We start from the raw sequence: 23,279 nt of genomic DNA, 5'->3' as shown, positions 1-23,279 counted from the left end.
ATATCAGAGTTCGCGCCAAGAGGCGCGATCAGGAGGTCGCGGGTTGAAGGGCAGCCTCCGGCCGGGGGGCGCCGAGGGGGGCCAGGTGGCCCGGGTCCAGGTTGATCCGGCGCAGCAGTTGGGCGTTGAGGGCGACCACGATGGTGGAGGCGGACATCAGGATCGCGCCCACCGCGGGGGAGAGCACGAACCCGATCGGGGCGAGCACGCCGGCGGCCAGCGGCACGGCGAGCACGTTGTAGCCGGTGGCCCACACCAGGTTCTGGATCATCTTGGTGTAGCTGGCCTGGGAGAGCTCGATCATCGACAGCACCGCGCGGGGGTCGTTGCTGGCCAGCACAACGCCGGCGGACTCCATGGCCACGTCGGTGCCGGCGCCGATGGCGATGCCGACCTCGGCCCGCGCCAGCGCCGGGGCGTCGTTGACGCCGTCGCCCACCATGGCCACGGACAGTCCCCGGGACTGCAACTCGGTGACCTTGGTGTCCTTGTCCTGGGGGAGGACCTCGGCGAAGACCTCGTCGATGCCCAGGTCCGCCCCGACGGCCTCGGCGACCTGGCGGGCATCGCCGGTGATCATCGCGACCTTGATGCCGCGGGCGTGCAGGGCGGCCACGGCGGCCCGGGACTCGGGGCGGATCTTGTCCTCCACGGCGACCGCGCCGATAACGGACCCGTCGCGGACCACATGCAACACCCCGGCCCCGCGCGCGGTCCAGGAGGCGGTGTGCTCAGTGATCTCCGCCGGCATGGTCAGGTTAAGCTCGCGCAGCATGTTCGGCCCGCCGACAAGGATCTCGGAGCCGTCCACGGTGGCGCGCACCCCGCGGCCCATGGCAGCACTGAAGTCCGTGCCGCGCTTGCGCAACGTGCTGGCCTGCGGGTGCTGCCCGGCGGCGGTGACGATGGCCCGGGCCACCGGGTGCTCGCTGTCAGCCTCGGCCGCGGCGGCGTAGGCCAACAGCTCGGCCTCGGAAATGCCGGGCGCCGCGGCGACACCGGTGACGGCGTGGGCGCCCTCGGTCAGGGTGCCGGTCTTGTCGAACAGGACCACGTCGATGGTCCGCATCCGCTCCAGGGCCATCCGGTCCTTGATCAGGACCCCGGACTTGGCGGCCTTCTCCGTGGAGAGGGCGATCACCAGCGGGATGGCCAGGCCCAGGGCGTGCGGGCAGGCGATGACCAGCACGGTCACGGTGCGGGTGACCGCGTCGGTGGGCTGGCCGATCGCGGTCCACACGATCGCGGTGATGATCGCCGCAACCAGGGCGAACCAGAACAGCAGGGCCGCGGCCCGGTCCGCCAACGCCTGGGCCCGGGAGGAGGACTCCTGGGCGTCGGCGACCATCCGCTGGATCCCGGCCAGGGTCGTGTCGGTCCCGACGGCGGCCACCTTCACCCGCACGGTGTTGTCGGTGGCCACGGTCCCAGCGACCACCGTGTCCCCGGCCTGGCGCAGCACAGGCTTCGACTCCCCGGTGATCATCGCCTCGTCGAACTCCGCGGCGCCCTCGAGGATGGTCCCGTCGGCCGGCACCCGGGCCCCGGCCCGCACTAGCACCACATCGCCCACGGCCAACTCGGTGATCGGCACGGTGATGGTGTCACCGTCCACGACCTTCTCGGCCTCCTCCGGCAGCAGCGCCGCCAGCGCGTCCAAGGCGGAGGAGGCCGCGCCCAGGGCGCGCATCTCCATCCAGTGGCCCAGCAGCATGATGACCACCAGCAGCGCCAGCTCCCACCAGAAGTCCAGCATCAGGTCCCCGATGCCCAGGGTCGTGACCCAGGAGGCGACGAAGGCCACCGTGATGGCCATCGCGATCAGCAGCATCATCCCCGGCTGGCGGGCGCGCAACTCGGTCAGCCCGCCCTTCAGGAAGGGCATGCCGCCATAGAGGTAGATCACGGTGCCCAGCACCGGGGCGATCCACGCCGAGCCCGGGAACTCGGGGACGTGGTAGCCCAGCAGCTGCCCGACCATGTGGCTGAAGAACACCACCGGGATGGAGAGCACCAGTGAGACCCAGAACCGGTTCTTGAACATCGCGGTGGAATGCCCGGCGTGCTGACCGTGGTCGTGGACCTGGTGGTCCTCGTCCAGGGCCGAGTGGGCGTGGCCCTGGGGCATGGCCTGCCCGTGGGTGGCCGCGTCCGCGGGGTGGTGGGCGGCATGGTCGGTGTGGTTGGCGTGGCCGGCGTGGGGGTTCGGGTCTGGGTGTTCGGCGGTCTGGTCGGTGGGGTGATCGTGGTGGTGCGGGGTGCTCATGGTGTTCCTTCTGCTCGGCGGTCTGTTCGGCGACCGGCTCGGCGGTGGGGCGCCGACCTCGAGGGGATGGGTCGGTTAGATCCGGACGCGGTAGCCGGCCGCTTCGATGGCCGTCCGCACGGAGTCCGCGGAGGCGGGCCCGGTCACGGTGACGGGGGAGGCCCCGCCGGCGACCAGTTCGACCCGGACATCGTCCACCCCGTCCAGGGCGCTCACGGCCTCGGCGACGGAGCCCACGCAGTGTCCGCAGGTCATGCCCTCCACCTGGTAGGTCGCGTCGCCGGCGCTCGTCCCGGTTGGGTCGGCACTCTGGTGCCCGGCGGGGGCGGTGGCGTCGGCGGCTGGGGCGCAGCACGAGCAGCCGTTGGTGGCCCCCGGCAGCGGGGTGCGGGCGGATTCGGTCATGACGGTCTCCTTCAGGTCTGAGGGCGGCGCCGGACGGCGCTTCTCCTCTTAGTATATACCCCCCGGGGGTATCATTCAAGGGGTGGAGCGCCGGTGTTCACGGTGGATAAACGGGTGCGCCGGTAGGTGGGCTGGTCGGGGGGCTGCTTGGTGGGCAGGTCGATGGTGAACGTCGCCCCGGCCGTGGTGGAGGTGGCGCTCAGGGTGCCGCCGTGGGTCTGGATGAGAGCTCGGGAGATGGCCAGGCCGACCCCGGAGCCGCCGTGGTCACGGTCGCGGGCGGTGTCCCCGCGGTAGAAGCGTTCGAAGACGTGCGGCAGGTGCTCGGGAGAGATCCCCTCCCCGGTGTCGGTGACGCTGAGCGTGACCCCGGACGGGCTTTGTCGGGCCTCGAGGGTGACCCGGCCCCCGGCCGGGGTGTGGCGCAGGGCGTTGGTGAGCAGGTTGCCCAGGACCTGGCCCATGCGCTGGCGGTCCACGTCCACGGCCAGGCCTGGATCGGCGTCCATGGTCAGGGCCACGCCCTTGGTGGCGTAGGCCTCCTTGTGGGCCTCGGTCGCGGCATGCAGCAGCCCGCTGACCCCTTGGGGGCTGCGGTCCAGTTCGATCCGGCCCTCCTCGACGCGGGAGACGTCGTTGATGTCCTCCACCAGCCGGGTCAACCGGGCCAGCTGCTCGCCCATCAGCTCACCGGTGGGCTCGTCCCAGTGGGACACCCCGTCTTGCAGGGCCTCGTGGTAGACGGTCAGCACGGAGACGGGGGTGCGCAGCTCGTGGGCCAGGTCCGAGAGCATCCGTCGACGGGTGTCCTCGGTGCGCTGAAGCCGTGCGGCCATGGTGTTGAAAGACCCTGCCAGCTCCTCCACCTCGGTGCCGGCGCCCATGGCCGGCACGCGGGTGTCGTACCGTCCACCGGCCATGGCCTTGGCCGCCTGGGTCAGGGCGTTGATCGGACTCTGGATCCGGCGGGCGACATGCCAGGTCAATGCCAGACAACAGATCAAGGCCGTGGCCAGGGCCACGCCCAGGGTCCAGAAATTGGTGTCCCGGTAGGCCTGCTCCACGTGCAGCATCTGGGCTGCATCGTGTCCGGCCCCGGCCTGTTCCAGGTGCTCGTGGAACAGTGGTGGGCCGGCCAGGGAGGCCACCACCACCGCGGCCAGCACGCTGGCCCCCACCACCAGCAGCTGGGCGAGGAAGAACCGGGCCGCTAATCCTTGGTAGCGCCGCCGGCCGGTCATTGCTCCGCCATCCGGTAGCCGACCCCGCGGACGGTGTCGATATAGCGGGCCGGGTTCGCGTCGAGCTTGCGGCGCAGGTTCTTGATGTGCACGTCCACGAGCCGTTCATCGCCCACCCAGGCCGGGTCCCAGACGATATCGATCAGCTGGCGCCGGGAGAAGGCCTGGTGCGGGCGCCCCGACAAGGCGGCCAGCAGGTCGAACTCCGTGCGCGTCAGTTGCACCACCTGGCCCGACACGCGGGCCTCGTGGGCGGCCAGGTCGATGACCAGGTCACCGCAGACCCGTTCCGGTTCGGGGGCTGACACCGTTGTGCGCGGCCGGCGCATGACCGCCCCCACCCGGGCGACCAGCTCCCGGACGCTGAAGGGTTTGGTGATGTAGTCATCGGCCCCCACCGCCAATCCCTCCAACCGGTGGTGCTCATCGCCGCGGGCGGTGAGCATCAGCACATAGCACTCGGAGAAGGCCCGCACCCGCCGGCACACCTCGATCCCGTCCAGCCCGGGCAGGCCCAGGTCCAGGACCATCACGTCGGGCTCGTGAACCCGGGCGGCCTGCACTGCGGCCGGGCCGGTGTGGGTGAGAGCCACCTCGTAGCCGGCCCGCTCCAGGTAGGTGGCCACCATGCGCGCCAGCGGCTTCTCGTCATCGACCACCAACACCCGGCCGGCCGCCGGACCAGTCCCAGTGTCAGTCCCAGTGCCAGAGTTCATGGGTCCAGTCTCGCTCTGTCTCGCGCCCCGGCGGCTCAGAACGGTGCCGGGGCGGGGAATCTTCATCGAATCTTCAAGGCAAACCGCCCCATCCCGGCGCGTCACCGGCCGACAATGGTAGATGCCCCGCCTTTTGGCCCGGGGCGGAAAGGCTCCATGACCCCCCTGACCCGCAGAACCCTGATCGCCGGCGGGCTGACCCTGCTCGGCGCTGGCACCCTCACCGCCTGCGCCGCGCCGAACCCCGCGACATCCCCGGCGGCCGGCACCGGCACGCAGGGCACCGGCACGGCCATCACCCACGTCCATGCCCTCACCCGGGACCCCGAGTCCGGTGAGGTGCTGCTGGCCACCCACCAGGGCCTGTTCCGGCTCCAGGACGGGGAGCTGACCCAGGTCGGTCCGGTCGTGGACTTCATGGGTTTCACCCTGACTCCCGAGGGCCGCTACCTGGCCTCGGGTCACCCCGCGCCGCGCACCGACCTGCCCGAGCCGCTGGGCCTGGCCGAGTCCACCGACCGGGGCCAGAGCTGGACGGTGCTCTCCCGCGGCGGCGCATCCGATTTCCACGCCCTGGCCGCCGGCCCGAACGGGGTCCTCGGCTTCGATGGGCAACTGCGCGCCAGCACCGACGGCCTCACCTGGCAGAGCCTTGAGATCCCCGTCGCCCCGGCATCGCTGGCGATCTCCCCCCAAACCGGGACCGTGCTGGCCACCACCGAAACCGGCATGTTGCGCTCGACCGACCACGGCGCGACCTGGACCACCCTGGACACCCCCCAGCTGATGCACCTGGTCGCCTGGGCCGATGACACCACCGCCGTGGGCGCCGGCACCGAGGGACACCTGCTGACCAGCACCGACGCCGGCGACACCTGGACCGCCAGCGACCGCCCGGTCGGCACGGCCTCCGCCCTGGGCGCCGGCATCACCGACGACGGGCGGACCGAAGCACTGCTGGTCGTCGGCTCGACCGTGCTGTCCACCACGGACGGCGGGAACACCACCGAATCGCTGCTGTGACCTCCTACCGCCGCCCCCTGTCCGGCTGGCCCGCCCTTCGAACCGTTCTGGGCACCCTCGTGTTGATCCTGGGCCTGCTCGGGATGCACGCTGGTACGGGCACCAGCGCGGCTTGGGCCGCCACCGGTACGGCCGCCGCCACAACTGTTCATCACCTCGGGCCGGGGGCCATCGGTCCGGCCGGCATGGTGGCCGAGGTCGTGCTCCCGGCCGAGCCTGCCGGGGATGAGGCAGCCGACCCCGGGCTGCCGGTCTGTGCCCTGGAGGCCGTGGACGATACCTGCGCCTCGGCCCTGACCAAGGCACCTGTCGTGTCCCACTTGGCCTCCCGGGCCCTCCTGCCTAGCCCTGGTGGGGGACTGACCGCACCACCCCTGCCCTGGGTTGCCCATTTCCGGCCCCCGTGGACCCTTCACTGGCTCAACTGGCCATCAGCCGCACCTAAAGCCCCCGGCCGCGCCCCACCGGTGAGCGCAGGGTCCGCCAATACCTCCGGGTGACAGCGGCACGCAGCCCCGGTACGCCACCGGCCTCACCCAGCAACTGATCAGCCATGCCCGGCCCCGTCGCGCCCGCCTGCGACACGGGGCCGGATGACGGAAAGAAGAACCGATGACCTCCTCACTGACCACCCGCCGCACCTTCCTGGGCGCCTCCGTCGGGGCCCTGGCGCTGGCCGGGCTGGCCGCCTGCGCCGATCCCGCCATCAGCCCCCAACCGTCAGGGCGCATCCTGCCCACCGACCCGCTGGTCGCCGAGTACGAGAAACGACGCGCCGCCTCGGGCACCACCGTCACCCACCGGCTCTCCGCCGCACCCCTCGAGACCTCCCTCCAGGGTCGGGGCCTGACCACCTGGGGATACAACGACGGCCTCAACGGGCCGCTGCTGCGCGCCCAGACCGGGGACCTGCTCAAGGTCAGCGTCGCCAACGACCTGCCCGAGGACACGAGCGTGCACTGGCACGGGCTGGCCCTGCGCAACGACGCCGACGGAGTCCAAGGAGTGACCCAGGACCCCATCGCCGCCGGAGAAACCTATACGTACGACTTCCGGCTGTCCCATCCGGGCACGTACTGGTACCACTCCCACTTCGACACCCAGCGCGAACGCGCCCTGTACGGGGCCCTGATCGTCGAGGACCCCAACGAGCCCCTCAGCTACGACCAGGAATGGGTCGTGATCCTGGACGACTGGCTCGACGGGATCACCGGAACACCGCAGGACGTCGTCGAGGAACTCTCCGCCGGGATGGACATGTCCGGCGACATGGAGGGCATGGCCGGCATGGCGGGCATGGACCACGGGTCCATGAGCCAGGACAGCTCCTCGGGCATGCCCATGAAGCACATGCTCATGGGCGCTGAGAGCGACTATCTGGGCGGGGACGCCGGCGACGTGAAGATCCCCGTGCACCTGTTCAACGGCCGCCCCCCATCCGACCCGGACACCTTCTCCAGCACCCCGGGCAACCGGATCCGCCTGCGCTTGATCAACGCGGCCGGAGACACCGCTTACCGGGTCGGGATCCCCGGCCAGGAACTGACCATCACCCACACCGACGGGTTCCCGGTCCAGCCCCGCCAGGCCGATGCCGTCGTCCTGGGGATGGGCGAACGCCTGGACGTGCTGATCACCCTCGGCGACCAGGCGGTGCCCGTACTGGCCCTGCCCGAGGGCAAGACCGGCCACGCCTACGGCATCATCGCAGCCGGTCCAAAGACCACGCTCTCCGGTCGGCTCCCGCAGACCCTGGGCGGAACCGTGCTCGATGGCAGCCGACTGAAGGCACACGAATCCGTCCTGCTCCCGCCCAAGGACCCGACCAGGACCCACGAGGTACGCCTCACCGGGTCGATGATGGAGTACGACTGGGGCATCAACGGGCGACGCTTCGACCCGGCCAACCCCTTCGAGGGCGCCTTCGAACTCCGGTTGGACGAACGCGTGCGGGTCACGATGACCAACGACACCGACATGTGGCACCCCATGCACCTGCACGGCCACACCTTCCAGCTGGCCGACCATGGCGCCCGCAAGGACACGGTCATCATCAAACCCCGGCAAACCATCGTCTTCGACTTCGAGGCGGACAACCCGGGCCAGTGGCTAACCCACTGCCACAACGCCTACCACGCCGAGGCCGGGATGATGGGCGTCTTCTCCTACATCCACTGACCCTCCCGCTGTCCCGCGTCAAGTAGTTGGCAGGATTTCCTTGGTTTTGAATGTCGGGGTGGTGGGGTCGGCCAGGCCCAGGTGCACCTCCTTGGGCCGGTTCCATGAGATGGCCTCGTGGGGCCGGAGCTCGTTGTACTCGATCCGGTAGTCCTCGGCCCGCTCGGCGAGCACGATCGCGTCGTCGATCTCGTCCAGGTAGAGCCGTTCGTACTTCAGCGTGCCGAAGCCGCGTTCACGGGACCCGTTCTGCCCCGGGGTCTTCACTCGGGTGCGCACGTGGTGTAGCTCGGGGTGGGCGGCGATGAAGGACTCGAAGCGGAAGGACCGGAACGGCCCGCCGTTGTCCGTCACGATGGTCACCACGGGCAACAGCTCACCGGTCTCGGGATCGACCGGGCAGGCCTCGACCAGCGGGTGACCGAACATGGCCTCGTAGTCGGCCAGGGCCAACTCGATCGCGTCGATCGCGTCGTGCTGGTTCCCGGTGGGCGAAACGTGGAAGGGGTGCTCGTACTTGGACCAGTAGTCCCGGCACCCGGCCAGCCGCCAGGTCCCTCCGGTGGTGGTCTCGAACTCGCTGAAGTCCAGCTGCCAGACTTGGTTCGGGCCTGAGGGCTCGGTGGCGAACGCGGCCTTGCGCCGCTCGGCCAGCTTCCGTCGCTCCCGTTGGTACTGCGCGGGCAGAATCAGCCCCTCGTCGCGCAGGATCCGCAGCACGGTCGCCTCGGAAACCACATGCCCGTCGTGGCGGACCATCGCCCAGATCTTCCGATGCCCCCACGCCGGATGGGCCAGCGCGTGCTTGACCACCAGTTCCCTGGCGGCCTGCCGTCCCGGTTGCGGCCACGGTCCCTTCACCGCCGTCCCGGTGCGGGCCTTGGCCTGCCAGCGGCGCCAGGTCCGCTCGGGCATGTCGAAGAGCTGGCAGAACCTCGCGGTCGACATGCCCGCTTCCACGCGGATCACCTCGAGGTCCTCGAAGGGCCCAGCCGGCCCTCCGCGGACTTCTTCCACACCCTGGCCTCCAGGTGTGCCTCGCCCAAGGCCTGGGTCAGCTCGGCGACCTCGGCCTCCAGCTGTTCCTCTCGGGAGGATGGTCCGGACCTGCCGGCCACCAGGGCGGTCTTGCCGGCTTCCAGGAACTCGGCCTTCCACCGTCCGATGGACTGCTCACTGACTTTCTCCTTGCGTGCCGCTTCGGCGATGGACATCTCGCCGGCCAGCACGCTCAGCACTATCCGGGTCTTCTTCTCCGCCGGAATCGAGGGTGGTCTACCCATGTCTGACTCTCCTTTAGGGCCTACATAACGGCCCTGCCACTAAGTCTGACGCGCGACACGCTCGTCTCATCTCAGCCCGTACCCCGTGGCAAGAACCTCATGACCCACAACAGCTAGGGTGGGTCCCATGACTCAGCAGACGCAGTGGGAGTACGCCACGATCCCCCTCCTCATCCACGCGACCAAGCAGATCCTCGACCAGTGGGGCGAGGACGGCTGGGAGCTCGTCACGGTGATCCCGGGCCCCGAGGGGAACAACCCCGTGGCCTACCTCAAGCGTCCGAAGGCGGCGTGAACGTGACGGAGCAGTCCTCGGCCCCCACCTGGGGCGACGGCGCCGTCGCGGCCCGCCTCGCGGCGCTCGGCATCGACCGACCCGCCGTCGCGGCGCCGGTCGGCTCCTACGTCCCGGCCCTGCGGGACGGCGACCTCGTGCTGACCTCAGGCCAGCTCCCCTTCGTGGCCGGCGCCCTGCCCGCCACCGGCAAGGTGGGCGCGGAGGTCACCCCCGAACGCGCCCAGGAGCTCGCGCGGGCGTGCGCCGTGAACGCGGTGGCCGCGGTGCACGAGCTGCTGGGCGACCTGGACCGGGTCGCCCAGGTCCTCAAGGTCGTCGGCTTCGTGGCCTCCGACCCCGCGTTCACCGGCCAGCCCGGCGTGGTGAACGGCGCCTCGGACGTGCTGGCCGAGATCTTCGGCGAGGTCGGCCGCCACGCGCGCTCCGCCGTCGGCGTGGCCGTGCTGCCCATGGACGCTCCCGTCGAGGTGGAGATCACCGTCCGTGTCCGCTGATCCGGCCGGCCTGCTGCTGCCGGTCCCGGAGCAGGAGGAGGACCTCACCCGCCAGTGGCTGGACCGGCGCTTCCGCCAGGTGCGCCCGGCCCGGCCCGCGTCGGCCGTGGTGCTCGTACGCGACGGCGACGACGGCCCGGAGGTCTTCCTCCGTCACCGCGCGGGACGCACCCCGCTCGGCCGCGTGGGCCTGCCCGGCGGCGCGCTCATCGAGTCCGACGCCGACTCGTGCCCGTGGTATGGGCCCGAGCCCTCCCAGTGGGCCCACACGTTCGGGACCACGGACCGGCGGCGTGCGCGGCAGCACGTGGTGGCCGCCGTCCGTCAGCTCCACGACGAGGCCGGAGTGCTTCTCGCCGGTCGCTCCGACACGGACGTCGTGTCCACGGCGCGCGTCGAGACCTGGGGCGGGGGCCGCAGCTCCCTCGAGGAGGGCTCGGAGAGTCTGCCCCATCTGCTGGCCGCGCGCGGCCTCGGACTGCGCGCCGACCTGCTGCGCCCCGTCATGCGCTGGCATTCCGCGCCCCACGTCCACCGACGCTTCGACACGGCCGTGTTCGCCACGACGACCCCACCGGTGCAGTCCGCGCCGGCACCCGAGGAACCCGGTCCCGAACTCCAGGCGTGGGTGCCCGCGTGTCGCGCACTGGCCGGCCCGCTGCGGCTGCCCGGACCCGCCGGGGCGGAGGGCACGGCACCCTTCGACCAGGTGGCGACCCCGCTGACGCAGGTGATCGTGCGTCGGGTCGCGGCGCACCGGACGGCCGCCGCCTTCCTGCTCTCCGTCACGCCCTGTGCCCGGCGTGGCCCCGTGCCGGAATACCACCTGGTCACCGAGGCCGGCGACGACGGCACCCCCCGGATGCGCGTGGAGCGGGCCACCCGGGACTGACCGGGGTGGCCCGCTCCAGGGCGGGGAGCGTCAGCGCGAACGCTGGCGCAGACGCTGCAGGTCCAGGATGACCACGGCGCGGTTCTCCAGGCGGATCCAGCCGCGCTGGACGAACTCGGCCAGGGCCTTGTTCACGGTCTCGCGGGACGCGCCCACCAGCTGGGCGAGCTCCTCCTGCGTGAGGTCGTGCGCCACCAGCAGGCCGTCCGCGGCCGGGCGGCCGAAGCGGTCCGCGAGGTCCAGGAGCGCCTTGGCCACGCGGCCCGGCACGTCCGAGAACACCAGGTCCGCCAGGGACTCGTTGGTCTTGGACAGGCGCTGGGCCAGGGCCTGGAGCCGCTGGACCGACACATCCGGCGACGAGGCGATGGCGCGGCGCAGGTTCTCGTGGCGCAGACCGGCCAGGCGCGTGGCGGACACCGCGGTGGCGGTGGCGTTGCGCGGGGCGGGGTTGAACAGGGCCATCTCGCCGAAGATCTCGCCGGGGCCGAGCACGGCCACGAGGTTCTCGCGGCCGTCCGAGGCGGTGCGGCCGAGCTTGATCTTGCCGGACATGATCACGTACAGCTGATCGCCCTGGTCGCCCTCGTGGAACGCGGACGCGCCGCGGGAGAGCTCCACCTCGGTCAGCTCCGAGGTGAGGATGGCGAACACCTCGTCGTCCAGGTTGGTGAACAGCGGAGCCTTCCGCAGAACCTCGAGATCCATGTGTGCGTGTCCTCTCTGTGGCCAGTTCCTCACACCGCGGCGGAGGAGCCGCCCGGTTCACTGGCGTCCATTGTGCCCCATACCCCAGTGCGGGCCGATACCCTGGATCCTCCACCGGGTGCGCGGGCCGTCCCCGTGCGTGGCCGGTGCCGTCACATCCGAAGGAGGTCGCCCATGCCGCTGGGTCTGACGTGGCTGGACGTCCTGCTCATCGTCGCGCTCGCGATGCTCCTGGTCCAGGGTCACCGTCGCGGCCTGTGGGTGGTGCTGGGCAACCTCGTCGGCCTGGTCGGCGGCGCTGCGATCGCGTTCTACGCCCTGCCTGAGGTGGCGAAGTTCGTCACCGCGCCGCAGTGGCGGTGGGCCGCGCTGATCGCCACCCTCGTCCTGCTCGTGGCGGCGGGCCAGTACGTGGGCGCCGCCATCGGCGAGGCGATCCGGCTGCGCGTGAACCTGCCGGCGCTGCGACTCGTCGACCGCCTGCTCGGCGCGCTCGCCACCGGTCTCGCGGGCGCCCTCGTCCTCTGGCTCGTGGCGTTCTCCATCGCGGCCTCCGGCTCCACCGCGGTCACCCGTGAGGTGACCCGCTCGCGGGTGATCGCAGCGCTGGACACCGTGATGCCCGACTCGCTCCTGGCCTGGGCTGCCCGCTCGCGTTCCGCCGTCGCCGACCTGGACGTGCTGCCGGAGCTCGAGCTGCCCGCCCCCGTCCCGGAGACCGACGACGGCGTCCGCGCCGCTCCGGCCCCGGCCGCGACGCCGGGTCTGCCCTCGGCCGCCTCCTCCCCGTCCGCCCCGCCGTCGGCCACGACGACCGCCCCCGCCTCGTCGACGTCGACGGCCGCCCCCTCGACTCCCGCCGCCTCCTCGGCGTCGGCCGCCGTCGTCCGGCTGACCGGGACGGCCGCGCAGTGCAACCAGGTGCAGAGCGGCTCGGGCGTGGCCGTGGCCCCGGACCGCGTGCTCACGAACGCGCACGTGGTCCTCGGCGTGGACGCCCCCACCGTGACGGACCGCGCCCGCGGCGTGCACGCGGCGCGGGTCGTCCACCTGGACACGGCGCACGACCTCGCCGTCCTGGCGGTCGACGACGCGGACCTGCCCGTCATGCCGGTCGGGGCCGAGCTGACGGGCGGCGCGTCGGCCTCCGTCCTGGGGTACCCCGACGGCGGCCCGCTCGCCTCCACCCCCGCGACCGTGCAGGCCGTCGGCGAGGTGCCGCTCGGCGACGTCCTGACCGGTGCCGCGAGCATGGTGGACGTCTACACCCTCGCGGCGGACATCCGCCACGGCTACTCGGGCGGCCCGGTGGTGGACGCCGCCGGGAACCTGGCCGGTCTGGTGTTCGCCCGGGCCCCGGGCTCGGACGCCGTCGGCTACGCCCTGACGGCGGACACCATCGCCCCCGTCGTCGCCGCGGCCCCGGGGATGACAGCCACGGTCCCCTCGGGGGACTGCGTCCCGGGCGGCTGAGCCGGCGCCGCGCCACGCGCCTGACGCCCGCATTCCGGACCGGACTGTCCGGTAACGGCCCGCGTCGACTATTGTGGCATCCGTCACACTCGAGTTTCCCCGACCCTCGGAGGTCCTGCATGTCCAGCACCGTCTCCGCGCCCGCCACGGCGCCGAAGCGCACCCGGGAGGAGTTCACCGGCCGGTGGGCCTTCATCCTGGCGGCCATCGGCTCCGCCGTGGGCCTCGGCAACATCTGGCGCTTCCCCTACGTCGCCTATGAGAACGGCGGCGGCGCGTTCGTCATCCCCTACCTGATCGCGCTGCTCACGGCGGGCATCCCGCTGCTGTTCTTCGACTACGCGATCGGCCACCGCTTCCGCGGCTCCGCGCCTCTGGCGTTCCGGCGCCTGTCCCGGTGGACCGAGGCCGTCGGCTGGTGGCAGGTGCTCATCTGCGTCGTCATCGGGATCTACTACGCCGCGATCATCGGCTGGGCGATCATGTACACCTGGTTCTCCGTGGACCAGCGGTGGGGCGAGGACCCGGAGACCTTCCTCATGGGCGACTACCTGCGGGTCGCCGACGACCCGTCCCCGTCCTTCGACTTCGTCTCGGGCGTCTTCTGGCCCATGCTCGCCGTCTGGGTGATCACGCTGCTCATCATGGGCTTCGGCGTGCGCCGGGGCGTGGCCCTGGCCTCGATGGTCGGCATCCCGCTGCTCATCGTGATGTTCCTGATCCTCGTCGGCATCGCCCTCACCCTGCCGGGCGCCGCCCAGGGCCTGGACGCCCTGTTCACGCCGAACTGGGCCGCGCTCGCGGACCCCGGCGTCTGGATCGCCGCCTACGGCCAGATCTTCTTCTCGCTGTCCGTCGGCTTCGGCATCATGATCACCTACGCCTCCTACCTCAACCGCCGCACGAACCTCACCGGCTCCGGCCTGGTCGTCGGCTTCTCCAACTCGGGCTTCGAGATCCTGGCCGGCATCGGCGTGTTCTCCGCCCTGGGCTTCATGGCGCAGGCCTCCGGCGTGTCCGTGTCCGAGGTGGCCGGCAGCGGCATCGGCCTGGCGTTCATCGCCTTCCCCACCCTGATCTCGCAGGCCCCGCTCGGCGCCCTGATCGGCGTGCTGTTCTTCGGCTCGCTCGTGGTCGCCGGCTTCACCTCGCTGATCTCGATCCTCGAGGTCGTCATCTCCGCCGTGAAGGACAAGCTCGGCTGGGGCCGCTGGACGGCCACGATCGTCGTGATCGGCCTGTCCGGGGTGGTCTCCCTCGCCCTGTTCTCCACCACCACGGGCCTGCAGATGCTCGACACCATGGACGCGTTCGCCAACAACTTCGGCATCGTGGGCGCGGCGCTCCTGTCGGTGCTCCTGGTCACCGGCGCACTGGGCTCGGCCCGCCGCATCACGGCGCACCTCAACGCCGTCTCCTCCTTCAAGGTCGGCCGCGGGTACGTGCTGCTGATCGGCGTGCTCATGCCGATCGTGCTCGCCTACATCTGGCTCTCCTGGATCATGAAGGTGATCGCGGAGGGCTATGAGGGCTACCCGGGCGACTTCCTCGGCGTCTTCGGCTGGGGCATCGCGCTCGGCTCCGTCGCCCTGGCCGTCCTGCTCTCCCTGATCCCGTGGTCCCGCAAGTCCAACCTCTACGCGGAGGACCTGGACAGCGAGATCCACGGCGACCTCATCCCGCACAACGCCGTGCCCGAGGGCACCGTCCCCACCGGCGCCCTGCCGGTGGTGCCCGCGGCCGCCACCCGGAAGGAGCTCTGACCGATGAGCACCGCAGCGATCGTCATGATGTCCCTGGCCATCCTCCTGGTGTGGGGCGGCCTCGCGGTCTCCGCCATCCACCTGCTCCGCCACCCGGACGACTCCTCGGGCGATCTCGCCATCGAGGACGAACTGGCCCCCGCCGTGTGGGAGCGCGAGGATGGCCGTCTCGACGCGCAGCACCGGTGAGACGATGAGGGCCCCCGGTCCGTCCGCGGCGGCCCCGTCCGCGGCCCCGGTCGCCGGCGGGGCCGCGGGCGTGGTCTCCGCCTCCCTGCCGGTCGTGGCGGTGGACGGGAGCCTGTCGGCCCCGCCCTACCGGCAGATCGTGGATGCGGTCCTGGCCGGCGTCGCCTCCGGATCCCTCGCCCGCGGGGACCGACTGCCGCCCGTGCGCGCGCTCGCCGCCGAGCTCGGCGTGGCACCGGGCACCGTGGCCCGGGCCTACAAGGAGCTCGAGGCGCACGGCACCATCCGCACCCGGGGGCGCGCGGGCACGTTCGTGGCCGCCTCGGCCGACGCCCGCGCGGACGCCGCGCACCAGGCGGTGCGCCGCTGTCTCGACACCCTGCTCGAGCGCCTCGGCTACACGCCCGACGAGGCCGTGGAGCTGGTCCGCCGGGACGCGGCCGCCCGCGCCTGAGCCGGGCCCGCCCACCGACGACGCCGCCCCGGACCGCACGCAGCGTGCGGACCGGGGGCGGCGTCGTCGTGCCGGCTCAGGCCTTCGGGGCGAGCGTCTCCACGATGCGCTGCATGACCGTGGGGTCGGCCAGCGTGGTGGAGTCGCCCGGGTCGCGGCCCTCGGCCACGTCCTTGAGCAGACGGCGCATGATCTTGCCGGAGCGCGTCTTGGGCAGCTCGGGGACCACGAGCACGCGCTTGGGCTTGGCGATGGGGCCGATGTCCTTGCCCACGTGCTGCCGCAGCTCCTCCTCGACCTCGGCGACGTCGCGGTCGGCCGCGACGGCGACCGCGGTGAGCAGGACGAACGCGACGACCGCCTCACCCGTGGTCTCGTCCTTCGCACCGACCACCGCGGACTCGGCCACGGACGGGTGCGCCACGAGGGAGGACTCGATCTCGGTGGTGGACAGGCGGTGGCCGGAGACGTTCATGACGTCGTCCACGCGGCCCAGCAGCCAGATGTCGCCGTCCTCGTCGTAGCGGGCGCCGTCGCCGGCGAAGTACATGCCGGGGAAGCGGGACCAGTAGGTCTCCTTGAAGCGCTCCCGGTCGCCCCAGATGCCGCGCAGCATGGCCGGCCACGGCTCGCGCACCACGAGGAAGCCCGCGCTCGTGTCCGTCATGGGCTCGCCGAGCTCGTCCACGACCTCCAGCACGACGCCGGGCACCGGCCTCTGGGCGGAACCGGGCTTGAGGGTGGTCACGCCGGGCAGCGGGGTGAGCATGTGGGCGCCCGTCTCGGTCTGCCACCAGGTGTCCACGATGGGGCAGCGGCCGGCGCCGATGACCTCGTGGTACCAGCGCCAGGCCTCCGGGTTGATGGCCTCGCCCACGGAGCCGAGCACGCGCAGGCTGGAGAGGTCGTACTCGTCCGGGATGTGCCGGCCCCACTTCATGAACGTGCGGATCGCCGTCGGCGCCGTGTAGAGGATGCTCACGCCGTACTTCTGCACGATCTCCCACCAGCGGCCCTGGTGCGGGGAGTCCGGGGTGCCCTCGTAGATCACCTGGGTGGCGCCGTTGACCAGCGGCGCGTAGGCGACGTAGGAGTGCCCGGTGACCCAGCCGACGTCGGCGGTGCACCAGAAGACGTCCGACTCCGGGTGCAGGTCGAAGGTGTCGTGGTGGGTGGCCGCGGCCTGCACGAGGTAGCCGCCGGTGGTGTGCAGGATGCCCTTCGGCTTCCCGGTGGTGCCGGAGGTGTACAGGATGTAGAGCGGGTGCTCGGCGTCGTGCCACACGAGCTCGTGTTCGTCGGACTGGCCGTCCACGACGTCGTGCCACCACAGGTCGCGGCCCTCGGTCATCTCGACCTCGGCCTCGTTGCGGCGGACCACGAGCACGTGCTCGGCGGTGTGGCCCGGCGCGGAGAGGGCCTGGTCCACGGCGGGCTTGAGCATGGAGGGCTTGCCGCGGCGGAAGGAGCCGTCCGCCGTGACGACGAGCTTGGCCTCGGCGTCGTCCACGCGGGAGCGCAGGGCGTCGGAGGAGAAGCCGCCGAACACCACGGAGTGGACCGCGCCGATGCGCGCGCACGCGAGCATCGTGATGACGGCCTCGGGGATCATCGGCAGGTAGACGGCCACGCGGTCGCCCTTGGCCACGCCGAGGGACTCGAACGCGTTGGCGGCGCGCCGGACCTCGGCGGCCAGGTCGGCGTAGGTGTAGGTCCGGGTGTCGCCGGGCTCGCCCTCGAAGTGGATGGCCACGCGGTCGCCGTGGCCGGCCTCGACGTGGCGGTCCAGGGCGTTGTACGCGGCGTTGGTGGTGCCGCCGACGAACCACTTCGCGAAGGGCGCGTCGGACCAGTCCAGGACGTCGGTGAAGTCCTGCTCCCAGTGCAGGATCTCGCGGGCGCGGCGGGCCCAGTAGGCCAGGCGGTCCTCGGCGGCCTCCTCGTACAGGTCGGCTCCGGCCACCGCCTGGGCGGCGAACTCGGCCGGGGGCGGGAACGTGGGGATCTGCTCGTCCATCGACGGGGTCCTTTCGGGGTGGTGCGGTCGGTGCGTGGCGCGGATGTGACGCGTCCCACACTAGTCTCCCGCCTCAGCATGCCGCGCGCGGCGTCGTCGCCACAAATCCTCGGGTCCTGTGTGTCGCATCGCGCCCGGAAGCGGGGGCCGGACCCGGTGTGGACGTCGGCATGCGCCCCGCTCCCTAGGATGGTCGGACCTGAGCGGATCGCACGAGGGCGGGAGGACACGCGGATGGAGACGGAGTCGACGGGCACGCCGACCGGGGAGACCCGGCTGGCCCTGGTGCGCCGGGCGCGGCGGATCGACCGGATCCTGGCCGAGACGTACCCGTACGCCGTCGCCGAGCTGGACTTCGAGACGCCGTTCGAGCTGCTCGTGGCCACGGTGCTGTCCGCCCAGACCACCGACGTGCGGGTCAACGCAGCCACGCCGGCGCTGTTCGCCCGCTTCCCGGATGCCCACGCGATGGCCGCGGCCACCGAGCCCGAGCTGCAGGAGCTCGTGCGCTCCACGGGGTTCTACCGGAACAAGGCCTCCGCGATCCTGCGGCTGTCCCAGGAGCTCGTGGGCCGGCACGACGGCGAGGTCCCCGCCCGTCTCGAGGACCTCGTGGCGCTGCCCGGGGTGGGCCGCAAGACCGCGTTCGTGGTGCTCGGCAACGCCTTCGGCCAGCCCGGGATCACCGTGGACACGCACTTCGGCCGGCTCGCCCGGCGCCTGGGGTTCACGGACGAGACCGACCCGGTGAAGGTCGAGCACGCCGTGGGCGCCCTGTTCCCCCGCCGGGACTGGACGATGCTCTCCCACCGGCTGATCTTCCACGGCCGCCGCGTGTGCCACGCGCGCCGCCCGGCGTGCGGGGCGTGCCCGATCGCCCGCTGGTGCCCGTCCTACGGCGCGGGGGAGACCGACCCCGAGCGGGCGCGCGCCCTGCTGGCCTACGAGCTCAAGCCCGGCCGGGAGGAGCTGCTCGAGCTCCTGCGCGCGGGGCGGACGCGCCGGGAGCTGCGCGCCCTCGGCCACGGGCTGGAGGCCTGAGCGCCCGGCCTGCCCGCTCAGCCTTCGGTGAGACCCGCGAGGATCGCGGCGACCGCCCGGCGCGCGTGAGCCCCCACGCCCGCGAGCGTGGCCGAGGCGGCCCCGCACCAGTCGTCGTAGCCGAGCAGGTGCAGCCCCGGCACGTCCACCGAGGCGGTCGGCAGTGCACGCTCCGTCGCCGGCGCCCCGGAGGGGTGGCGGGTCAGCTCGAGGCCCCGCAGATGGCGCAGGTCCGCCCGGAAGCCCGTGCACCAGACGATGTCGTCCACCGGGTGCTCGGCGCCGCGCACCCGGGCCGCGGCGCGGTTGGCGGCGGGCCAGCCGTGGCTCGCGCCGGCGTCGTGGTCCCAGCGGACGCCGTCCGGCGTGAGCGCGGTGGGCGCGGGGACCGCGTGGAGCCCGGCCCCGTCGCGGGCGCGGATCACCGAGGGCACCATGACGATGTCCCCGAGGTCGCCCACGCGCGCCTCGGAGCGGCCCAGCACGCGCGCCGAGGCCCGATCGAAGAGCACCCGCCCGTCCACGTCGTCCGGCATGAACCGGGGCGGACGCCGGGTGGCCCACGTGGTGGCGACACCCGCCAGCAGCAGGTCCGCCGCGATCTGGGCGCCCGAGTTGCCGCCGCCCACCACGAGGACGTGCCGCCCGGTGAACGCGTCGGGGGAGCGGTACGCGGCGGAATGCCGCTGCGTGCCGCCGAAGTGGTCGACGCCCGGGAGGGCCGGCATGAACGGGCGGGTGAACGAGCCGGTGGCGGAGACCACCGCGCGGGCGCCCAGGGCCGTGCCGTCCTCGAGCTGCAGGGTGAACGGAGGGGACGCGGCGGCGTCGTGCGTCACCTCCGCGACACGCACGCCCCGGCGCACCGGCAGCCCGTAGCGGTCCTCGTAGTCGGCCAGGTACGCGACGACGTGCCCGGCGTCCGGGGTGCCGGGGCCGGGCGACGGCGGCATGGGTCGGCCCGGCAGGGAGGAGTGCTCGGCGGGGGAGAACAGGCGCAGGGAGTCCCAGTGGTGCGGCCACGCGCCGCCGGGCCGGGCGGACGCGTCGAGCAGGACGAACGACGGCGGCGGGCCCGGCCGGCGTCCGCGGCCGACGTCCCGCGCGGCCCGCGCCAGGAAGTACCCGGCCGCCAGTCCGGCCTGGCCGGCGCCGATCACCGCGACGTCCACCGGATCCGGGGACGCGGTGGCCGCCGGGGGCGAGGTCAGGGGAGCCGTCATGTCCCGAGGCTACGACCGGCGGCTAGCGTGGGGGCCATGTCTGAGACCCCCGCGAGCCCCCGCCCGACCTCCCGCGACGCCGTCGGGACGTCCGACGCGTCCCTGGCGGGTGCGCGGGACCAGCTGGCGGAGCTCGTGGCGCGGTGGGGCGCGGCCCCTGCGGACGCGCCCGGTCACCACGACCCGGCCTCGCTCACCACAATCCCGCCCGAGGCCGTGCCGATGTGGGGCTTCGACTGGCCCCGGTCCGGCGATCCGCGCCCCTCCGCCGTGCTGATCCTGTTCGGCGCCCTCGACGACGTCCCCGCCCGTCACGACGCCGAGCGCGTGCACCCGCACGTGGACGTGCTGCTGACCCAGCGCGCCGCCACCCTGCGCCAGCACGCAGGGCAGATCGCGTTCCCCGGCGGTCGCGTCGACCCCGAGGACGCCGACGTCGTGGCCACGGCCCTGCGCGAGGCGCAGGAGGAGACCGGCTTGGACCCGGCCGGCGTGGAGGTCCTGGGCGTGCTGCCGGCGGTGCCGGTGGTGGTCTCCGGGAACGTGGTGCACCCGGTGCTCGGGTGGTGGCGGGACCCCAGTCGCGTGGCGGTGGTCGACCAGGCCGAGGCCGCGGCCGTGTTCCGGATGCCGGTCGCGGACCTGGTGGACCCCGCGAACCGGTGCCGCGTGGCCCGGCCCGGCGGGCGACGCGGCGAGACGCCGGGCTTTCTCGTGGGCGAGCGCCTGGTGTGGGGGTTCACGGCGGCGCTGCTGGACCGTGTGCTGGCACTGCTGGGCTGGGACGTGCCGTGGGACGACTCCCGCGTGCGTGACGCGCGGACCCACCGGATCCTGCGCGGCTGACGGCTGCGCGCCGCCGTCCGCTCCTGCACAGGCGCCGGAGGGCGGGCCCGTGTCCCCAGCGGCGGGGCCGGGGGCGCAGGCGCCCGGGCGGGACGGTGGACTGGACGGGCCGGCGGCCGCGGACCGCGGCCGCCGCCCCGACCCGCAGGAGGCCCGCCATGCGCCCGTTCGTCCCCGCCGCCCCGGCCCGCCCGCCCCGGGGCCGCCGCCGCCGCCCCGCCCCGCCCGAGGGCAGCCGACGGTTCCCGTGGCCCCGCACTGACCCGGCCGAGCCGGAACGCACGCAGGTCGCCGCGCCGCCGCTGGCCGCACCCGCAGCGGGCCCCGGCGGGCTGGACGCCGCCGTCGTGCGCCGGCGCGTGGCCGAGGCCCGTGCGTCGGCCGCAGACGGGGCGGAGCCGCCGCTGGTCCCGCTGATCGCCGAGGCCCTCGACGCGCCGATCGACGACCCGCGCGTGGCGGCGCTGGTCGATGAGCTCGACGGCTTCGGCCCGCTCGCACCCTGGGTGCGCACCCCGGGCGTGACCGACGTGCTCGTGGACGGCGCGGGCGCGGTGTGGACCGACGGGGACGAGGGCCTCGTCCGCCGCCCCGGTCGGCTCGACCCCGAGACCGCCCGGGCGCTCGCGGTGCGGCTGCTGCACCGGGCCGGCCGGCGCCTCGACGCGGCGGTGCCGCTGGCCGACGCCCGCGTGGGCGGCGTGCGCGTCCACGCGGTCCTGCCCCCGGTCAGCGGCGGCGGCACCTTGCTGAGCCTGCGGATCCCGGCCGCGACGACGCCGTCGCTGACCGCGCTGGCCGACGGCTGGCCGGACGGCGCCCTCTGGGCCGACGCCCTCGAGGCGCTCGTGCGCGACCGTGCCACCGTCCTGGTCAGCGGCGCGACCGGGGCGGGCAAGACCACGCTGCTCTCCGCGGCCCTCGGCCGGGTGCCGGGGGACGAACGGATCGTCGTCGTGGAGGACACGGCCGAGGCCGCGCCCGATCACCCGCACGTGGTCGCCCTGCAGTGCCGCGCCGCCAACGCGGAGGGCGCCGGCGAGGTCGGACTGGCCGAGCTCGTCCGCCACGCGCTGCGGATGCGGCCGGACCGGCTCGTGGTCGGCGAGTGCCGCGGCGCCGAGGTGGCCGACGTCCTCACCGCCCTGAACACGGGACACCAGGGCGCGTGGGGCACCCTGCACGCCAACGCCGCCGCCGAGGTGCCCGCCCGGCTGACGGCCATGGCCTCCCTGGCCAGCTGGCGGCCCGAGACGGTGGCCGCGCAGGCCCGCGCCGGCGTGGACGCCGTGCTGCACGTCGCCCGCGACGGCCACGGGCGGCATCCAGTCGAACTCGCCGTCCCGGACCCGCGCGCCGACGGGTTCGCCCTGCTGCCCGCCCTCACGTGGCGGCCCGGGACGGAGGCGGCGGGTGGGCGGACCGTCGAGGGACCCGGCGTGCCCGCGTTCGCAGCCCGGCTGGCGGGGCGGAGCGGCCGGTGAGCACGACGACGGCAGCCGGGCAGGCACGACGGTCGCGCGCTGGGCGTGCCGTGGCGCTGCCGCCCTGGCGGGCGGGGCGGGCGAGGCCGGAGGAGGAGACGGAGGTGCTCGTCGGCGTCCTGCGCCGCTGGGCCGCCCTCGTCTCGGCCGGCCTGACCGAGGAGCAGGCCTGGCGGGAGACCGCGTGCACCCTGCCCGCCTGCGGGTCGGACCCGGGCGAGGTGGGGACCGCATGCTGTGCCCATCACCACGCCCGACGCCGGGCCGAGGCGCTGGCCTGGGATGTGCCGGCGTCGCATGCGCCGACCGGGGAGGCGGCGCGCCGCGGCGGGACCCTGCCCTGGCGGACCCCCGCACGGGACCCGGGCTGGGCGCTGGTCGACGCGGCGCTCGCGGCCGGGGCCCGGGCGGGTGCCGCTCCCGCAGCCGTGGCCCGGCGGCTGGCCCACAGTCTCGAGGCGGACGTGGACGCGGCCCGGGCCCGCCGCTCGGCCGCGGCGGGGCCGGGCGCGACGTCCCGACTGCTGCAGTGGCTGCCCCTGGGCGGCCTCGGCCTCGCGTGGCTGCTCGGCACCTCCCCGTGGGACCTGGTCCGCTCGCCCTTCGGCGCCGTGGTCGCCGCGGTGGGGCTGCTGTTCTGGCTGGCCGGGCGGTCCTGGACGCGCCTGCTGCTGCGTGCGGCCGCGCGCGAGCCGGCGGCGGTGGGCGCCGCCGTCGTGCTGGACGTGCTGGCGGCGCTGCTCAGCGCCGGCCGATCCCTGCCCGCCGCGCTGGACGACCTCGGCCGGACCCTGCCGGGCGCCCGCGGCCTGCGGGCCACGGCGGCGCTGCTGCTGTGGGGCCGGGACTGGGACGAGGCGTGGGCGGGCCTCGACACGGACCCGGTGTGGATCGAGACCGCCGCCCGACTGCGACCGCTGCATCGGTCCGGGATGGCCGGCGCCCGCACGCTGGCCGAGACCGCCGCCGCCGTCCGTCAGCAGACCCGACGGGCCGACGAACGGGCGGCCGAGGAGCTCGCCGTGTGCCTGGTGATGCCGCTGGGGCTGTGCCTGCTGCCCGCCTTCGTGTGCTGGGGCGTGGTGCCCGTCGTCATGGCCCTGCTCAGGGCGGGACCGGGCTGAGGCGGCGGCGACGCCGGGGCGTCCGGTCCTGCACAGGGCCCCGATCGCCCCGGCCCATCCCCGGATCCGCGCCGCCCCCGGCGCGCGAGCCCCCGAGCGGGCCAGCCTGGGACCAGCGGCCCGGCCGGGCCGTCATCACCGCCCCGCACCGCGGGGCCCAC

22 protein-coding genes are annotated in these 23,279 nt (G+C 73.5%); 13 read left to right on the top strand and 9 right to left on the bottom strand.

The window, feature by feature from the left end; translation table 11 throughout:
• Window positions 1-28: 28 nt before the first annotated feature.
• The 4 genes from MLUT_RS20670 to MLUT_RS20655 all read right to left on the bottom strand — a co-directional run bounded on the left by MLUT_RS20670 (window position 29) and on the right by MLUT_RS20655 (window position 4,628).
• The gene (locus tag MLUT_RS20670; RefSeq protein WP_010080268.1) at window positions 29-2,266 is read right to left on the bottom strand and encodes a copper-translocating P-type ATPase; all 2,238 of its coding nucleotides are present in this window, start codon (window positions 2,264-2,266) and stop codon (window positions 29-31) included.
• Window positions 2,267-2,341: 75 nt separating this feature from the next.
• Window positions 2,342-2,671: a heavy-metal-associated domain-containing protein gene (locus MLUT_RS20665; RefSeq protein WP_002854303.1), complete on the bottom strand. Its 330-nt coding sequence runs from the start codon at window positions 2,669-2,671 to the stop codon at window positions 2,342-2,344.
• A 71-nt stretch (window positions 2,672-2,742) separates the two neighbouring features.
• Window positions 2,743-3,912, bottom strand: coding sequence for a HAMP domain-containing sensor histidine kinase (locus MLUT_RS20660; protein ID WP_010080269.1), 1,170 nt, complete (start codon window positions 3,910-3,912; stop codon window positions 2,743-2,745).
• Window positions 3,909-4,628: a response regulator transcription factor gene (locus tag MLUT_RS20655; protein WP_010080270.1), complete on the bottom strand. Its 720-nt coding sequence runs from the start codon at window positions 4,626-4,628 to the stop codon at window positions 3,909-3,911. Before MLUT_RS20655 ends, MLUT_RS20660 begins: the two co-directional genes overlap by 4 nt.
• A gap of 156 nt (window positions 4,629-4,784) precedes the next feature.
• Here MLUT_RS20655 and MLUT_RS20650 point away from each other — a divergent pair, with 156 nt between their 5' ends.
• Together MLUT_RS20650 and MLUT_RS20645 are read left to right on the top strand one after the other, a co-directional pair.
• Window positions 4,785-5,651 carry a F510_1955 family glycosylhydrolase gene (locus tag MLUT_RS20650; protein WP_010080271.1) on the top strand — a complete coding sequence of 289 codons (867 nt, stop codon included), beginning with the start codon at window positions 4,785-4,787 and terminating at the stop codon, window positions 5,649-5,651.
• A 612-nt stretch (window positions 5,652-6,263) separates the two neighbouring features.
• Window positions 6,264-7,829 carry a multicopper oxidase family protein gene (locus MLUT_RS20645; protein WP_012751063.1) on the top strand — a complete coding sequence of 522 codons (1,566 nt, stop codon included), beginning with the start codon at window positions 6,264-6,266 and terminating at the stop codon, window positions 7,827-7,829.
• Between the two features lie 18 nt (window positions 7,830-7,847).
• On the opposite strand, the gene MLUT_RS20640 is transcribed toward MLUT_RS20645, so the two are convergent.
• Window positions 7,848-8,777 (bottom strand): IS3 family transposase, encoded by a 930-nt coding sequence (locus tag MLUT_RS20640; RefSeq protein WP_152744531.1) that lies wholly within the window; start codon window positions 8,775-8,777, stop codon window positions 7,848-7,850.
• Between the two features lie 17 nt (window positions 8,778-8,794).
• Window positions 8,795-9,112, bottom strand: a complete 318-nt coding sequence (locus MLUT_RS20635; protein WP_010080477.1) for a transposase — start codon at window positions 9,110-9,112, stop codon at window positions 8,795-8,797.
• A gap of 127 nt (window positions 9,113-9,239) precedes the next feature.
• Here MLUT_RS20635 and sp36 point away from each other — a divergent pair, with 127 nt between their 5' ends.
• The 3 genes from sp36 to MLUT_RS20625 are packed head-to-tail and all read left to right on the top strand — an operon-like array spanning window position 9,240 to window position 10,796.
• On the top strand, window positions 9,240-9,407 hold the full coding sequence (gene sp36, locus MLUT_RS23835) for a Sp36 family protein (RefSeq protein WP_010080276.1): 168 nt from the start codon (window positions 9,240-9,242) through the stop codon (window positions 9,405-9,407).
• Complete coding sequence (locus MLUT_RS20630) at window positions 9,404-9,904, top strand: RidA family protein (RefSeq protein ID WP_010080277.1); 501 nt, start codon at window positions 9,404-9,406, stop codon at window positions 9,902-9,904. The genes sp36 and MLUT_RS20630 overlap by 4 nt, the downstream gene beginning before the upstream one ends.
• Window positions 9,894-10,796, top strand: a complete 903-nt coding sequence (locus MLUT_RS20625; protein ID WP_012751062.1) for an NUDIX hydrolase — start codon at window positions 9,894-9,896, stop codon at window positions 10,794-10,796. Before MLUT_RS20630 ends, MLUT_RS20625 begins: the two co-directional genes overlap by 11 nt.
• A gap of 30 nt (window positions 10,797-10,826) precedes the next feature.
• Here MLUT_RS20625 and MLUT_RS20620 read toward each other — a convergent pair whose 3' ends face one another.
• The gene (locus tag MLUT_RS20620; protein WP_010080279.1) at window positions 10,827-11,504 is read right to left on the bottom strand and encodes a Crp/Fnr family transcriptional regulator; all 678 of its coding nucleotides are present in this window, start codon (window positions 11,502-11,504) and stop codon (window positions 10,827-10,829) included.
• A 174-nt stretch (window positions 11,505-11,678) separates the two neighbouring features.
• Between MLUT_RS20620 and MLUT_RS20615 the strand changes: the two genes are divergently transcribed.
• The 4 genes from MLUT_RS20615 (at window position 11,679) to MLUT_RS20600 (ending at window position 15,383) form a co-directional block, all read left to right on the top strand.
• Complete coding sequence (locus MLUT_RS20615; RefSeq protein WP_010080280.1) at window positions 11,679-12,977, top strand: MarP family serine protease; 1,299 nt, start codon at window positions 11,679-11,681, stop codon at window positions 12,975-12,977.
• A gap of 119 nt (window positions 12,978-13,096) precedes the next feature.
• On the top strand, window positions 13,097-14,740 hold the full coding sequence (locus MLUT_RS20610) for a sodium-dependent transporter (RefSeq protein WP_010080281.1): 1,644 nt from the start codon (window positions 13,097-13,099) through the stop codon (window positions 14,738-14,740).
• A gap of 3 nt (window positions 14,741-14,743) precedes the next feature.
• Window positions 14,744-14,929: a methionine/alanine import family NSS transporter small subunit gene (locus MLUT_RS20605; protein WP_010080282.1), complete on the top strand. Its 186-nt coding sequence runs from the start codon at window positions 14,744-14,746 to the stop codon at window positions 14,927-14,929.
• Window positions 14,901-15,383 carry a GntR family transcriptional regulator gene (locus tag MLUT_RS20600; RefSeq protein ID WP_010080283.1) on the top strand — a complete coding sequence of 161 codons (483 nt, stop codon included), beginning with the start codon at window positions 14,901-14,903 and terminating at the stop codon, window positions 15,381-15,383. Before MLUT_RS20605 ends, MLUT_RS20600 begins: the two co-directional genes overlap by 29 nt.
• Before the next feature lie 76 nt (window positions 15,384-15,459).
• Here MLUT_RS20600 and acs read toward each other — a convergent pair whose 3' ends face one another.
• The gene (acs, locus tag MLUT_RS20595) at window positions 15,460-17,400 is read right to left on the bottom strand and encodes an acetate--CoA ligase (protein ID WP_010080284.1); all 1,941 of its coding nucleotides are present in this window, start codon (window positions 17,398-17,400) and stop codon (window positions 15,460-15,462) included.
• A 234-nt stretch (window positions 17,401-17,634) separates the two neighbouring features.
• Here acs and nth point away from each other — a divergent pair, with 234 nt between their 5' ends.
• The gene (gene nth / locus MLUT_RS20590; protein WP_010080285.1) at window positions 17,635-18,441 is read left to right on the top strand and encodes an endonuclease III; all 807 of its coding nucleotides are present in this window, start codon (window positions 17,635-17,637) and stop codon (window positions 18,439-18,441) included.
• 17 nt (window positions 18,442-18,458) lie between these two features.
• On the opposite strand, the gene MLUT_RS20585 is transcribed toward nth, so the two are convergent.
• A complete protein-coding gene (locus MLUT_RS20585; RefSeq protein WP_010080286.1) occupies window positions 18,459-19,664 on the bottom strand; it encodes an NAD(P)-binding domain-containing protein in 1,206 nt (401 codons plus the stop codon).
• Window positions 19,665-19,700: 36 nt separating this feature from the next.
• On the opposite strand from MLUT_RS20585, the gene MLUT_RS20580 reads away from it, so the two are divergent.
• From MLUT_RS20580 to MLUT_RS20570, 3 genes are all read left to right on the top strand, one after another.
• Window positions 19,701-20,510, top strand: coding sequence for an NUDIX hydrolase (locus MLUT_RS20580; RefSeq protein ID WP_010080287.1), 810 nt, complete (start codon window positions 19,701-19,703; stop codon window positions 20,508-20,510).
• A gap of 158 nt (window positions 20,511-20,668) precedes the next feature.
• Complete coding sequence (locus MLUT_RS20575; protein WP_012751061.1) at window positions 20,669-21,994, top strand: TadA family conjugal transfer-associated ATPase; 1,326 nt, start codon at window positions 20,669-20,671, stop codon at window positions 21,992-21,994.
• 104 nt (window positions 21,995-22,098) lie between these two features.
• A complete protein-coding gene (locus MLUT_RS20570; RefSeq protein ID WP_012751060.1) occupies window positions 22,099-23,118 on the top strand; it encodes a type II secretion system F family protein in 1,020 nt (339 codons plus the stop codon).
• Window positions 23,119-23,279: the final 161 nt, after the last annotated feature.

Origin of the sequence: Micrococcus luteus NCTC 2665 (genome assembly GCF_000023205.1) — a bacterium.
In the GTDB taxonomy this organism is placed as follows: Bacteria; Actinomycetota; Actinomycetes; order Actinomycetales; family Micrococcaceae; genus Micrococcus; species Micrococcus luteus.
The sequence above is the reverse complement of the archived record's forward strand: the minus strand, read 5'-3'. Positions and strand labels throughout refer to the sequence as shown.

Bases quoted from the DNA above. Each gene is read 5' to 3' on its own strand.
- MLUT_RS20600 (WP_010080283.1), top strand. From the start codon at position 14,901: ATGGCCGTCTCGACGCGCAGCACCGGTGAGACGATGAGGGCCCCCGGT.
- MLUT_RS20650 (WP_010080271.1), top strand. From the start codon at position 4,785: ATGACCCCCCTGACCCGCAGAACCCTGATCGCCGGCGGGCTGACCCTG.
- acs (WP_010080284.1), bottom strand. From the start codon at position 17,400: ATGGACGAGCAGATCCCCACGTTCCCGCCCCCGGCCGAGTTCGCCGCC.
- MLUT_RS20620 (WP_010080279.1), bottom strand. From the start codon at position 11,504: ATGGATCTCGAGGTTCTGCGGAAGGCTCCGCTGTTCACCAACCTGGAC.
- MLUT_RS20615 (WP_010080280.1), top strand. From the start codon at position 11,679: ATGCCGCTGGGTCTGACGTGGCTGGACGTCCTGCTCATCGTCGCGCTC.
- MLUT_RS20645 (WP_012751063.1), top strand. From the start codon at position 6,264: ATGACCTCCTCACTGACCACCCGCCGCACCTTCCTGGGCGCCTCCGTC.
- MLUT_RS20640 (WP_152744531.1), bottom strand. From the start codon at position 8,777: ATGTCGACCGCGAGGTTCTGCCAGCTCTTCGACATGCCCGAGCGGACC.
- MLUT_RS20610 (WP_010080281.1), top strand. From the start codon at position 13,097: ATGTCCAGCACCGTCTCCGCGCCCGCCACGGCGCCGAAGCGCACCCGG.
- nth (WP_010080285.1), top strand. From the start codon at position 17,635: ATGGAGACGGAGTCGACGGGCACGCCGACCGGGGAGACCCGGCTGGCC.
- MLUT_RS20660 (WP_010080269.1), bottom strand. From the start codon at position 3,912: ATGACCGGCCGGCGGCGCTACCAAGGATTAGCGGCCCGGTTCTTCCTC.
- sp36 (WP_010080276.1), top strand. From the start codon at position 9,240: ATGACTCAGCAGACGCAGTGGGAGTACGCCACGATCCCCCTCCTCATC.
- MLUT_RS20670 (WP_010080268.1), bottom strand. From the start codon at position 2,266: ATGAGCACCCCGCACCACCACGATCACCCCACCGACCAGACCGCCGAA.
- MLUT_RS20605 (WP_010080282.1), top strand. From the start codon at position 14,744: ATGAGCACCGCAGCGATCGTCATGATGTCCCTGGCCATCCTCCTGGTG.
- MLUT_RS20580 (WP_010080287.1), top strand. From the start codon at position 19,701: ATGTCTGAGACCCCCGCGAGCCCCCGCCCGACCTCCCGCGACGCCGTC.
- MLUT_RS20665 (WP_002854303.1), bottom strand. From the start codon at position 2,671: ATGACCGAATCCGCCCGCACCCCGCTGCCGGGGGCCACCAACGGCTGC.
- MLUT_RS20635 (WP_010080477.1), bottom strand. From the start codon at position 9,112: ATGGGTAGACCACCCTCGATTCCGGCGGAGAAGAAGACCCGGATAGTG.
- MLUT_RS20585 (WP_010080286.1), bottom strand. From the start codon at position 19,664: ATGACGGCTCCCCTGACCTCGCCCCCGGCGGCCACCGCGTCCCCGGAT.
- MLUT_RS20575 (WP_012751061.1), top strand. From the start codon at position 20,669: ATGCGCCCGTTCGTCCCCGCCGCCCCGGCCCGCCCGCCCCGGGGCCGC.
- MLUT_RS20655 (WP_010080270.1), bottom strand. From the start codon at position 4,628: ATGAACTCTGGCACTGGGACTGACACTGGGACTGGTCCGGCGGCCGGC.